Origin of the sequence: Sphaerospermopsis sp. LEGE 08334, from assembly GCF_015207205.1 — a bacterium.
Classification (GTDB): domain Bacteria; phylum Cyanobacteriota; class Cyanobacteriia; order Cyanobacteriales; family Nostocaceae; genus Sphaerospermopsis.
The window spans coordinates 1-13475 of record NZ_JADEXH010000022.1 but is presented as its reverse complement, the minus strand read 5'-3'; the positions used below and the strand labels follow the sequence as shown (position 1 = coordinate 13475).

Below are 13475 nucleotides of genomic sequence, written 5' to 3'. Positions count from 1 at the left end.
TGATATTTTTGCTGTGTTAAGAACCGATGAATATTTGCTGCTTTAATGATTTTTATTATCTTAATGATTGGCTATCATGTTGAGATTTTCTCAAAAACATGACTGTTTTGATTGTTAGATTTGGGAGCATCCCAACTTTGGAAAAATAAACGCAGCTACACCAACAACCCTCTGAAACCCTCTTACCTTTGTGTACTTTGCGTCCTTTGCGGTTCAATCAAAAAAAATAAACTTACACATTTGGTATGCTCCCTTAGATTTGATTTTTAGAGAAATGGCCTTTGAGGTATTAATAAGGTATAATCGAACTCAGAGGCCATTTTTATATTATCTCTAATTTTGGTGAGATTGTTTTTACCAAGGTAGAAATTTAAAACACACCTTTATTTAGTGGCATTTATTTAAGAATGTCACCAAATTTCAGGATTAAATTATGCTTCTACTGCTACTTCTTCATCTTCGTCCACAATTTCTACTGTTCTTGGTTCTTCCACGACTTCTGCTTCTGTCGCTGTATTAGCTTCTGATTCTACGTGACTTATCAATTTGGTTTTTAGCTCGTCGGAAATGGGTAAATCATTGATTTCTTTGACGAGCGCTCTGATAGATTCGTTTTTAGTCCGTTCTGAATAAACTGCTTTGAGAATAGCTTCAAAACCAAAATCTCCTATCAGGTCTCCTACTGCTCCTACTAAACCCAGTAAACCTATACCTCCCAGGATACCAAATGGTCCCCCTACTGATGTGAGCGCCGCTACAATAGCAGCATTACTACCAGAGTATGATATTGCCATCACTACAAGAATTATACCAGGAAGACCTAGACCAGCTAGTTTTTTTACGATTTCGTCCATCATTTTGATCACCTACAGTCCTTAATTTGTTGGTTAATTGTTGGTTAATTGTTAGTTAAAATTTGCTTGGTGGTATGAGATTGAATTATCTAGACTAAGGAAGATAAGTGTCTCTTGAGAGTAAATCCAGATAGTTTTTAACATTCTCTTTCCTATTCAACCTCAATCTATACAAATCGTCAATTCAATAATTAGTCGGTAAACACTAAAAATCAGGAATTTTATCACAGCCAACAATTCGCTGATGAATTGAAAGCTAAAATATGATTTTGGTATCTAATGATATAGTCCATTATTTTAATTAATAACATGATTGTTTTCTATTTTTACAGATGATGCATTTACAGTTCTCAGAGATGGTAAATATTTTTTACTTGCTGATTTTAGATAATCTTGCAATTTTAGTTTCAGATCCGGGCAAATTGGTAGATTTTCAATTTCGTAGATTAGCGATCGCAAAGTTTCGGTTTTGCTACGTTCTGAATAAACGGCTTTGAGAATAGCTTCAATTCCATAATCTGCGATGAGATCACCTACCACCTTTGTTAGACCAAGTAAACCTATCCCTCCAAGAATACCAAATGGTCCTCCTGCTGCTGTCAGCACGGCAACGATAACAGTATTACTACCTGCTGATGCGAATGCTATAACTAAGAGAATGATGCCCGGAAGACCTAAACCGGCAAGTTTTTTCACAATGTTATCCACTGTTATCTCCTAACATTTTGATATGATTTCTTCAATCAAGAATTAATCGAGATTATGGCTTATTTTGCCTTTTACCGCAGAAATGGCCACCGTTCTAGGAGAGGCTAAATAATTTTTCCCTGTAGGATCACCACTGCGTCCTTTAAAATTACGATTGGTTGCATAAACCCCCGTTTCTTCTTTGTTTAAAACTCCAAGTCCCGAATTGATACAAGCACCACAACCTGATTTGAGAATCGTTGCTCCTGCTTGGGTAAAAATGTCCATGTATCCTAATGATTCTGCTTTTTCCCGAATTTCTACGGAAGCAGGGACAATAAACAACTCTACACCATCCGCGACTCGGTGATTCTGTAAAACTTCGGCTGCTTGGGCTAAGTCGTATAATTTACCTCCTGTACAAGAACCAATAAAAGCTTTGGTAATGGGGGTTTCTTCTATCTGACTGATAGGTACTACTTGATCTGGTTTGGGAGGACGGGCTACTTGCGGCTCTAAATTACTGAGGTCAAATTTATACACTTTTTCATATTCAGCATCAGCATCGCCAACAAATTCTTCAAATTCTTGATCAGACCGACTTCTAACATAGTTGCGGGTTGTGTCATCGGGAACAATTAAGCCACATATTGCTCCACACTCAATGGCCATATTAGCAAGGGTTAGGCGTTCATCAAATGGCATTTGTTCGAGTATTGACCCTCTAAATTCCATGACCTTGCTTGTACCACCAGCACAGCCGATTTGTCCCAGGATAAACAAGATAATATCCTTAGCACTGATATGGGGGGGTAGAGTTCCAGATAAATCGAATACCAATGTGGGGGGGACGCGAATCCACATATCCCCCATAGCATAGATATTTGCCATGTCTGTAGTCCCCACACCAGTAGAAAAAGCTCCTAATGCTCCGTAAGTACAGGTATGGGAGTCTGTACCGGCAATGATCATTCCTGGGCGGACAAATCCTTTTTCTGGGAGTAAAACGTGACAGATACCAGCAGCTTCACCGGGAGAAACAATATCAAATAAATGACATCCTTGCTCTTGGGCAAAGTCTAGCATTTCCTGATACATGACATTGGCTTTTTGATCATTGCGAATGTCATTAACTTGGATAAAATGATCTGCTACTAATACTACCCGTTGAGCATCCCAGAGTTTTGCTTCTTGTCCGTAATTTTTATAAAATGTTGTGGCTACAGGTCCTGCTACCGCATCATGGGATAAAGCTAAGTCAACTTGAGCAAAAACCACTTCTCCAGGACGGACATAAGCATTACCCGAAGCTTTAGCAAGGAGTTTTTCTACTAACGTCATGGGTCGTTGGGAAGTGACACTTTGAGGAATGGTAATTTTTCCCTGACGACGCATTTGATTAAATGGTATGAGTCCACCTGCTTGGGCGATCGCATCAACTACAGGATTTTCCTGTGTTTCCTCTAAAATTTCTAAATTTAAGCCAATATTGATACTATTGCGATAAAAAATTTCTGCAAATGATTTGGCCTGTATTTTTTCAATTCCCGCAGCTTTCAAAGCAACAGGGGCAATTTCTCGACTAGAACCACAGCCAAAATTTTGCCCAGCGACAATTACATTATATTTTAATAACTCTCCTACTCCTATCAAATGTTCTAAAGCATATTGTTTTAAAATATCAGCATCATAAGTTGTAGCTCGATTAGCAGGCATAATATCATCTGTATTAATATCATCCCCTAAATATAAAACTTTGTTATTCACTTCTTTATTGATAGGACTCATGCAACACCTCAATTTCTAAATTTTGTAAATTATATAAATTATAAATTTCTTCTAGCAAAAGTTGTATTAATTGTTCGGTATTGACTAATATTTCTTCTCCTTGCGGAGATAAATCAGCCGTCCGATATCCTTGAGCTAAAACTCGATCTTGTGCTGCCATAATTCTTTGGGCGGCTCTTTTTTCCCCCCACTGCTCTAGCATTAAAACACAAGCTCCAATAGTTCCCAAAGGATTAGCAATTCCTTTCCCTGCTATATCTGGTGCAGTACCGTGAATTGCTTCGTATAGTCCAAATCCATCGGCATTGAGACTGGCTGATCCTAATAAACCTAGAGAACCAACTAATGCTCCGCCAATATCGCTAAGAATATCTCCAAACAAATTGCTGGCCAAAATTACATCAAATCTCTGGGGATTCATCACCATTTGCATGGCTAAATTATCCACTAACATTGGTTCGACTACAACATCAGGAAATGCGGTTGCTTCTTCTTGCACTAAACGAGTCCAAGGCAAATTAGGTAAGGCATTTTCTTTATGAGCTACTGTTAGTTTTCCTCGACGTTGTTGGGCTTTTTGCAAGGCTTGACGAGCAATGCGTCGTATTTCATGATCGTAATAGAGCATGGTATGGTAGCCATAAGTTCCTTTTTCATCTGAACCACGTGCAGCAGAGCCAAAATAAATTCCACTGACTAATTCTCGAATTACGAGTATATCCAGTCCTTTAATTTTCTCTGGACGTAAGCTAGATTTATGCACCAAACTATCAACAATCCGAATGGGACGTAGATTGCAAAAAAAGTCATAATGTTTTCGTAATTCTAGCAGTCCACCTTGGCTAACTGCACCAAAGACAATTCCATTAGATCCATTACATAGTTCTATCGTAGTTTGGGGAAAGTAACTACCAAATTTTTCTAAAGCGGTTTTACCCAGCCAACCATAATTTACCTGTACGGTAAATTTTTCTAGTTGAGCTACTTGCTGCAAAACTTTTAAGGAAGCTTCTACAACCTCTGGACCAATTCCTTCACCTGGAATAGCAACAATGCGATAAGACTGATTGCTTAATGACCTCATTTTTCCTGATTTTTTAGTTGATGAGAATTCATCACTGCTGAAATTTTTAACGCTTAACTCATCCCCAATAACAACATTGGCAATATCATGTTTGAGAAGATATGTGTACAATTGTTTACACCACTTCACCTCTCTTTTTTCCCAGACTTGTCCTAAGAATGCAAGGACAGTTAAGACAGTTAAGATTATTTATCATCAATTACAAAAATTAATGCTATTAATATAAAATAATTTTATATGAAACTCCCATTTGATTTTTGATCCTTTGCGTGATAGCAGGGTTATAAACGCTCCAAACCCCTTTAATTAATTCTTGACATTAACAGACATTCCTAAAATCTTGATATTACCATTGTTTTGACTGATTTTCACTGATGTTAGTTCTTGGTTTAACAAATAAAATCTGCCCATGATACTCACTGAATTATAACGACCATTCTTAGATTTTTTAAGTATTAATGTGGCTTTTTTCTGATTATTCATGCCTTTGAGGATGAGAATATCCCCAAAATTAAAGCTACCCGATGCAGTTAATTTTTCACTATTTACTTTGGCGTTAATGTTGGCAATATTATAACCCAAAAAATTGAGATTACCTACAATACTAGCTGAATTATTGATATTTCCCTGATTGTCTTTACCAAGGGTAACTGTAGCACCATTGAAGGCTAAAATGCCGAAATCAAAATCATTTTTTGCTTTCAATCCTCTTTCATTCAGGATGATACCTAACTCAGTGAATTTTTTACCTAAAATAGTTATATTCCCTAAACCAGAAACTTTTCTCTTGGTTAAGTCAACTTTCAATTTAGGAACATTCAATTTCAAAATATTCACTAAATTCAAAAATACATCTTTGATGAAAACATCTTGAACGTTAAATAATAATTTACCCTTACCTAACGCTTGATTAAAGGCGGTAATATCTGCTTCACCTGTGGCAATTTGTTGATTTAAATTTACTGTTAACAGGGGAATATTGAGACTTAAAAAACCAAGTAAATTGATTTCCAGATTGTTTATATTAATACTAGTTTGATTAATATCAAATGTAATACCTGCTAGGGTATTACCTAAGAGGGAAATTTTTCCGCAACCACTACCACAGCCAGTTTTGATATCTATAATTAAATCATCAACATCAAGACTTATCAGATTAGCTAAATTTAAATCAAAGTTTTTAAAGATCGCATTTGTAGCAGTAATTTTAAATTCTACATTGGCAATTTCGTTACCAAGTAACTCTACATAACCATCTCCCTGAAGATACTGTTCTGTAGGTGTGACTTTTAAGGCTAAATCTAAACTATCATCATCTGCTCCTGTGATTTTGGCAAATCCTAAATCTATTTCAAAAACTTTTAACGAACCACTAATATTATTTAAACTTATGTTACCTTGCAGGAGTAAAATCGCTTCATGACCCCAAGCGTTAATTTTTCCATTAATTTCTAATCCTTCTGATATGGGTTGTCCTGCAATGATTGTCGGAAAGGGAACATATTTAATCAATGGGTTGCATTCTCCGTCTGCATCTGCATCAACTGATTCAATCTGCAAATTATCTAAGGTTTCTAATAATGACAATGCTTTGTTAACTAAATCTGTGGAAAATCCTGCTTGTTTTTCAATAAAAGAGGTAACTGGACCTTGCCACAAATCTATTAAACTAACGGGTTGATTGACAGTTAAAACTAAGGCTAATCTTTGAGGATCATTAGTATCTATCAGAAATGCTACTTCTATGTCTATTTCTTCCCATCTTAAGTCACCAATGAATCCGAAATTATCAAAGTAAGGTGGTAAGTATGTTCCCCCACCTTGGAATCTGAGATTACGTAGTTCTGTTCCATTCAATCCATAGGGATTATGCCAGGTTTTTTCACCCTGTTGACAAAAATACGCTGTTAAAGATTCAGGTTCGAGGGAGAGATTACCGGCAAGAAATAGTTTAGGTTCATTTTCTTGACTGGGATCATAACCTTGAAGAGTTAAATTTCCAGTTAATCCAAATCTTGGTTGTAAATCAGAATCAATATTTAATTCGAGTAGTAAGTTATTAAAATCTGCTTGCAATGGTGGTTGATAAAATAAGTTTCTTTGTCCTTTAATATTACTTATTAAACATATTTCTCCTGTGGAATTGATGCTAATTAATCCTGCTAAATCCCTAATTTGTAAATATTCGTATATAAATTTACTTAGATTTTTGGAAATGGTTTGTAAATTAATATTTCCAATAAAATTCAATCCTTTGTTTAAGTTAATATTACCTAATTCTTTATGAAGGTAATTATGATTATTATTAGATATGATTAACTCTGCTTCGTCTAAGTTTAAATTACTGATGATCGGAACTGCATTTGTCAGATTACTAAAACTGAATCCATGATTTAATTGATATTTTAAGGTGGGTTTATTACTAAAAACTAATTCAATCTTTTGTTTATTTAGTAATCCCTGTAAGTAAATTTCTATTTTTTGATCTTTTTTATATATTTTACATTTTGGGTTAATTATAATAATTTCATGTCCACCAAATACTTGTGCAATAATTCTCTCGAAGATCACATTTATGTATTCGACTTGACTATGAATGTCAAAAATTTTATTTAAATCTATCTGTACATCATCATCAAAATCTATGTAAGTATCTGAATTTAATGTAAACAATTTTACATCATCTAAAGCTTCTAGTTTTAATTTGATATCTTCAGGTAAGATAATGGTTGCTAAATCAAGACTATTAGACATAAGTTAAGGTATACGGAGATTAAAGCTAGTGACTATTAGTGTATTTTACCATAGTTTAGTTATGATTGATGTGGAATTTACTGAATAGAGAGTTTTGCATTTTTCATAATTTTCTCGCTTTTCATCATCAAATAGAAATATTAGGATTTAATTGAGACAGGACTTACATAACTGACATTTTGCTATGTGCTTTAATTTTAGTAAATACGTTAACTTATATAGGACGATTATGATTTGCGCTAAAACATATTTACTTGGGGTAGAGGCTGAGAAATCAGAAAATTTGGGGATGATAGATAGATCGAACTGTTACCTATTCCCTGTTTCCAGGGGAATAATTGCCAGAGCATTTCCGAAATATGGTAATTTCATATTACAAATATCTATGGAGTAATTTTTTACTATACAGGACTTACGCAAAACAGAATGAACGTAAGGGTAATTCATGAATTACCCCTACGGAAGGAAGAATCCGGTTTTTAGTCTTATCTTGCGTAAGTCCTACTATAAATTGTTCAAAAATTTAAACTTATAAAATTTAACCAACTTAATCAACTTTTTGGATTATGGTTTTAAAAGAAAATAAAGCAACAAGGAGACGCGGTGTCCTTTTATCTCCTCAAGGAATACAACGCTTACAAGATGCTATATCATCTTGGGAAATTACAGAAAACCAAGGTCAACGCCTCTCTTTAGAGGATTTATCATACCAAACCAAGCTTTCTACTAAAACCCTCAGTCGCTTATGGTCAACTAATAAAGGTGTGGATCAAAAAACTTTAAAATTATGCTTTAACACTTTTAATTTAGAACTTAATGAAGAAGATTACATCTTCCTCAAGGAAGATAATGAAACGAAAATATTAGATTGTTTATCAGAGAGTATCTGTTTACGAACAGAAATTCCGTCTTTATGGTCATATCCTGATGGACCAATACCCTTAGATTCTCCCCTATATATTGAGCGTCCACCGATAGAAGAATTAATTTATCGAGAGGTGACTCAACCAGGTTGTTTAATTAAAGTTCTCGCTCCTGGACAGATGGGTAAAACTTCTTTGATACTACGTATTTTGGCTTTTGCAGATGTACAAGGATATCACACTGTAAATTTAAGTTTTTCCCAGATAGATGCTGATTGTTTAACTGACTTAAATAAGTTTTTACGTTCTTTTTGTAGCCAAATTGCTATCAAACTGGGTATAGCTCCCAATCTTAATGAGCATTGGGATGAAGATGTGGGTTATAAGTTAATCTGTAGTCTTTACTTCCAACATTATATTCTCCAGCAGATCAATAGTCCTCTAGTTTTAGTATTAAGTGAAGTTGAAAGATTTTTTGAATATCCTCAAGTTGCTCAGGAATTTTTTGCTTTGTTGCGTAGTTGGTATGAAGAATCACGACAAAATAATTTATGGAAAAATTTGAGGTTAGTAGTTACTTATTCAACAGAACAGTATTTTTGTTTAGATATTAATTACTCTCTGTTTAATATTGGACTACCTGTCCGTTTACATGAATTTACTCAGCAACACGTAGAAGAATTAGCTAGGCGATATGGGTTAAGGTGGACTGCTGGTAAGGAGTCGGCACAATTGATATCTCTTATTGGTGGTCATCCAGCACTGACACAACTTACTTTGTATTATCTTCACTCTGGGGCTATGAGTTTACCAGATTTGATCAAAGAGGCGATCGCCAATGGTGGAATTTATCGCTATCACTTGCAGAACCATTGGGTAAAGCTGTTAGCTAATCCTGGTTTAATTAGGACATATACTGAAGTTGTTACCGCTAAAGAAAGTCTGGTGATTGATCCTATCCATGCTTATAAACTGGAAAGTTTAGGATTAATTACCTTTGATGGCGATCGCGTATTACCCCGTTGCCAACTTTATAAGGCTTATTTTACCAAGCAACTATCTATTGTTTGTTAGTCACCCATTGCACCAGCAGTTAGTTTACTCTCAGAGGATGTCTGAAAACTTTTTCGTGTTGCATAAAACACTTGTAGATCCCCCTTTATTCCCTTAAAAAGGAGGACTTTGATTAATTTTTCGGGTGAATCTGGATAAAACCTGATACTTCTCAGACATCCTCTAACAACAAACTACACAATTCATCTATTGTTTTACTATTTTGATTAATCATCTGCTGGGCGGCTATTTTTAGCTCACGAATATTGCGTAAAGTTGTCTTATCTATTTCTTCTAGTTCTGTATCTAAAAATGTTTGAAACCGATAATAAGAACTTGTAGTTTCTGGATTCTTAGATGCAAACAACCCTTCTAATTCTCCAGCCACAACTTCACTACTACCATCAAACATAATATTTAAAAGTGGTCTTCCCCATTGCAAAAGTCCCCAATTTTTGACTTCATTATAAGGATAAACACTTGTTAGTGAACCTGTACCCAACGAAACTATTAAGATATCTTTTGTATCCAGAACCCTATTTGCCTCTCGTTTACTACTAATTTTTGCTTCAGAAATAGCTAACTGGGCTGGATTATTCGCAAAAACTCCCCCATCTACTAAAGTATAAAAACCATTATTATTGTGATCAGTGGTAATGCGATGGGGAGGAAAATAAGTAGGAGTAGCACTGGTGGCTAATGCTGCATCTAAAAGCGAAAATCCTGCACATAAATTGCGAGATCTTTGAGATTCTATCTGTTGTTTTTCCCGTTTGTTAGTAAACAAAATTGGGATGCGTTGCTCAATATCATAACTGGTGACAAAGACTTCTTTGAGATTATTTTCTATCAGACTATCACCAAAATATTGTTTGAGCATTTCTACTCTGCTGGTAGAAGCATATTTGGGCTGTAAAAATATATCTTCTAAAGGTCCAAGTATTTTTTGAAATAATGGCTCATAAAATATTTCCACTCCATACTCAATAAATAGTTCTGAGAGATCCGCAGCAGTATATTCAGCTTGGGTTAATTTATCAGCAGTTTCTGTATTTAATCGGGGTTTAGTTAATCCCAGTGCTAAAATTCCCCCAGTGGAAGTACCAGCAATTAAATCAAACAAACTAAATATAGGTTTTTGTGTGCGCTTTTCAATTTCTGCTAATAAAAGTGCAGGAATCATGCCACGAATACCACCACCATCAATGGCAAGTATTTTATATTTTTTCCGGTCTGTTTGATTGATATCTTCTGCTAATTGTTCTTGAGATAACGTAGGTGCTGTTTGGATATTCAAAATTACTTCTGGTTGGTTGGTTGTGGTTTCTTCCTCCGCAGATAATTCTCCCAGAAATGTAATTTGTGTTAAATTCCAACTAGGATTACCATACAAATTTCCTTGATAAGTATTTGCAGTTTGATTGTTGACAATTGTTCCTTCCCCTTCATCTAATTTCCAATAAGCAACTAATCCTTCTTCATCCCCAACTATTAGCCCAGAACGAAGGTTCTGAATTTGTTCCTGATTAAATGCATAATTCCAGACACTAATATGGGCTAATTGTCCTGAAAAATATATATTATTGTGTAAAGTTCCTCCCAGAGTGATTGGACTTGTGGCTTTATTTAAAGTAGAACCTGTAAAATATTCTATGTATTGATTATGATCAAGATATACGGTAATATCACCTTGATTGAAAACAACAGCGAAAAAGTGCCATTCTCCAGTGGTTAATTCTCCATTACCCAGAGTTTTGATGAATTTGCTAAATTTTTCATCAATGTAAATATCTAAATTTCCTGTAGGACTAACACCAACTTCAAAATTATCACTGTATCTGTCTGAAGAACGGGCAAAAAAGACATTTCTTGTTCCATAAGTAGTAGCTTCTTTGGTAAGATGATGGGGATTAATCCATCCTGAAACTGTAAAACCTGAAATACCCTCAGACAAAACTGGATCAGGATCATTTTTGCCAAAATCTATGTAATCATGTTGTCCATCAAAGGTTAAAACCCATTGTTCAATTACTTTGTTTTCCATGGAATTTTTATCTCCAGTTATTTAGGTTAAAAATGGTAAATAGTTAACATTTGAGCAGAGTTTTTATCTCGAATTAGTAATAGTACAGGAGGAGTACAGAGAATATAACTTGCCATGATTTTTTTATTAAAATACTGATAGGACTGATCTGGCTATTTATTTACATAAATTTACAGTATTATACAAATCTCACGTCTTGACGCTACTCTCTTGAATCTCTGGCATAACTAACTAAACAAACTACGTCTTAACTAAATATTAAAACATGATTAAATTTGGCTATTTTCGGCAATTACTCCAATTCTAATTGATAGTATAACATTATGAATGAGAGTGTTGTAAATATTCATTGATTTTCTAGCCAAATATACTCATAAATGGTAAAATATACTCACGGTTAGGGAATATACATGAAATTAGTTGAACGTCACATCATCAAAAAAACTCATCAATTCTATCAACAGATAGATGAGTTGTGTTGGCGTTCCAAAAATCTCTACAATTACGCTAACTACTTAGTCAGGCAATCATTTATCTGGGAAGGCAATTACCTAGATAATACAAAAATATACCATCAAGTAAAGCAGCATGAATCATACAAAGCACTACCCAGTAAAGTCAGCAATCAAGTTTTGATAGTTTTGCACCGCAATTGGAAATCTTTTCTCAATGCCACGGCAGTTTATAATCAAGACCCATCCAAGTTTTTAGGTAGACCAAAATTACCAAAATACAAGGATAAAAATAAAGGACGGAATATTCTGATTTATGAATTACGTGCAATTTCTACGCCTGGTCTGAGAAAAGGAATCATTAAATTATCGCAAACAGATATACAATTTCCCACATCAGCAAGCAATATTAAACAAGTAAGAATTGTCCCCAGATGTGGGCAATATGTCATTGAAGTAGTCTATGAAAGGGAGGCTAAACCACAGCAATTAAATCCTAACCAGGTGGCAGGTATTGATATTGGATTAGATAATTTAGCAGCCTTAACTGCTAATCTACCAGGATTTAAACCTGTACTTATCAACGGAAAACCTTTAAAATCAATCAATCGTCATTACAATAAAGTTAAAGCTAAACTTCAATCTCAACTAGGGGAAAATGCTCACACATCTCACCGGATAAATGCACTAACTTGTAAACGGAATAATCAAATAGATAATTACTTACACAATGCTAGTAGATGGATTATTAATTATTTAGTTAAAGCCGGAATAGGGACGCTAGTTATTGGCAAAAATGAGCAATGGAAGCAAGAACTCAATTTAGGTAAAACCACAAATCAGAACTTCGTTAGTATCCCTCATGCTCGGTTTATAGAGCAATTGAAATACAAGGCTGAGTTGGTAGGAATTACCGTGTTGATTAATGAAGAATCTTATACTTCTGCGGCTTCGTTTTTGGACTTAGACCCCATTCCTGTGTACAAAAAAGGAGAAACATACAATTTTAGTGGCAAGCGAATACAACGAGCTTGGTACAAATCTCAAGATGGTAAGCTGATTCATGCGGATGTTAATGCTAGTCTGAATATTACTAGAAAAGTAGTCCCTGCGGCTTTTAGCTTAGGGATAGCGGGTATTGCAGTTTACCCATTCCGGGTAACACCGGGAAAAGTAGCTTGAGGATATTTGTCCATAAAATTACTAACTGTAAATCCCTGTAGAAAAAATAAATTAATAGGACTTAAGCACTGTACAAATTCACCATGATGTGCAAAGTGCATGAACGAAAATCCGTTGTTTCAGGCTTTTGGCGATTAACTTCCGATCAATAGCGAACTGCTTGCAGCAGCGTTTCGCTATCGCTCAATCAAAAATAATCAAAAAATCACGTTAAAACTCCCGAAACCCATACCTCATATTTAGTTGTTCCTGGCGTAACTCCTAATTAAGATTAATAAATTAAAATAATTAATTATTTATTTCTCAAAAGTTAAAATTATTTTATGATTCTACTGGGATGTTCTAGTTAACAGTCTTAACTGTCTGCTTAAATGTTTAAAATGTTCTTGCAGTTGACCGCTAAACCTGAGATTATCTGTTCGCCTAGTAAGTATCAATTTTACCAACCAATTTAAAAACCTATTAATTTTAAGTTAAATTAAATTAATGTTTTACCTTATAATTGGCGTTAAAGCTATGACACAAGATAATGTATAATGAATAGATTTATTATACTGGTATCAATCTTAACAAAAGATTTGATTAACAATTTGCTTAAATAGCAAAAATCATAGGACTTACGCACTGTGCAAATTAACCATGATATGCCTCAACAATATTTGGTTGTTTCAGGCTTTTGGGGATGAAGTTTATACAAATAGCCATAGCGAAGCG

General features: G+C 34.7%; 8 protein-coding genes and 1 pseudogene. 2 read left to right on the top strand and 7 right to left on the bottom strand.

Features of this window, described 5'->3' with window-relative positions; all coding sequences use genetic code 11:
* Positions 1–431: 431 nt before the first annotated feature.
* From IQ237_RS13750 to IQ237_RS13730, 6 genes and pseudogenes are all read right to left on the bottom strand, one after another.
* The gene (locus tag IQ237_RS13750) at positions 432–854 is read right to left on the bottom strand and encodes a hypothetical protein (protein WP_194056034.1); all 423 of its coding nucleotides are present in this window, start codon (positions 852–854) and stop codon (positions 432–434) included.
* Positions 855–1151: 297 nt separating this feature from the next.
* Positions 1152–1562: a hypothetical protein gene (locus IQ237_RS13745; RefSeq protein WP_194056032.1), complete on the bottom strand. Its 411-nt coding sequence runs from the start codon at positions 1560–1562 to the stop codon at positions 1152–1154.
* 42 nt (positions 1563–1604) lie between these two features.
* Entirely contained in the window at positions 1605–2882 is a 1278-nt protein-coding gene (locus IQ237_RS13740) for an aconitase/3-isopropylmalate dehydratase large subunit family protein (RefSeq protein ID WP_255512667.1), read from the bottom strand.
* A 132-nt stretch (positions 2883–3014) separates the two neighbouring features.
* A pseudogene (locus tag IQ237_RS26700) lies at positions 3015–3164 on the bottom strand (3-isopropylmalate dehydratase); the annotation flags it as partial.
* Between the two features lie 148 nt (positions 3165–3312).
* The gene (locus tag IQ237_RS13735; RefSeq protein WP_194056028.1) at positions 3313–4413 is read right to left on the bottom strand and encodes an isocitrate/isopropylmalate dehydrogenase family protein; all 1101 of its coding nucleotides are present in this window, start codon (positions 4411–4413) and stop codon (positions 3313–3315) included.
* 306 nt (positions 4414–4719) lie between these two features.
* The gene (locus IQ237_RS13730; protein WP_194056026.1) at positions 4720–7167 is read right to left on the bottom strand and encodes a hypothetical protein; all 2448 of its coding nucleotides are present in this window, start codon (positions 7165–7167) and stop codon (positions 4720–4722) included.
* A gap of 566 nt (positions 7168–7733) precedes the next feature.
* Between IQ237_RS13730 and IQ237_RS13725 the strand changes: the two genes are divergently transcribed.
* Positions 7734–9104, top strand: coding sequence for an AAA-like domain-containing protein (locus IQ237_RS13725; protein ID WP_194056024.1), 1371 nt, complete (start codon positions 7734–7736; stop codon positions 9102–9104).
* A gap of 151 nt (positions 9105–9255) precedes the next feature.
* On the opposite strand, the gene IQ237_RS13720 is transcribed toward IQ237_RS13725, so the two are convergent.
* Positions 9256–11127: a patatin-like phospholipase family protein gene (locus IQ237_RS13720; protein ID WP_194056022.1), complete on the bottom strand. Its 1872-nt coding sequence runs from the start codon at positions 11125–11127 to the stop codon at positions 9256–9258.
* Positions 11128–11537: 410 nt separating this feature from the next.
* On the opposite strand from IQ237_RS13720, the gene IQ237_RS13715 reads away from it, so the two are divergent.
* Positions 11538–12761 carry an RNA-guided endonuclease TnpB family protein gene (locus IQ237_RS13715; protein WP_194056020.1) on the top strand — a complete coding sequence of 408 codons (1224 nt, stop codon included), beginning with the start codon at positions 11538–11540 and terminating at the stop codon, positions 12759–12761.
* Positions 12762–13475: the final 714 nt, after the last annotated feature.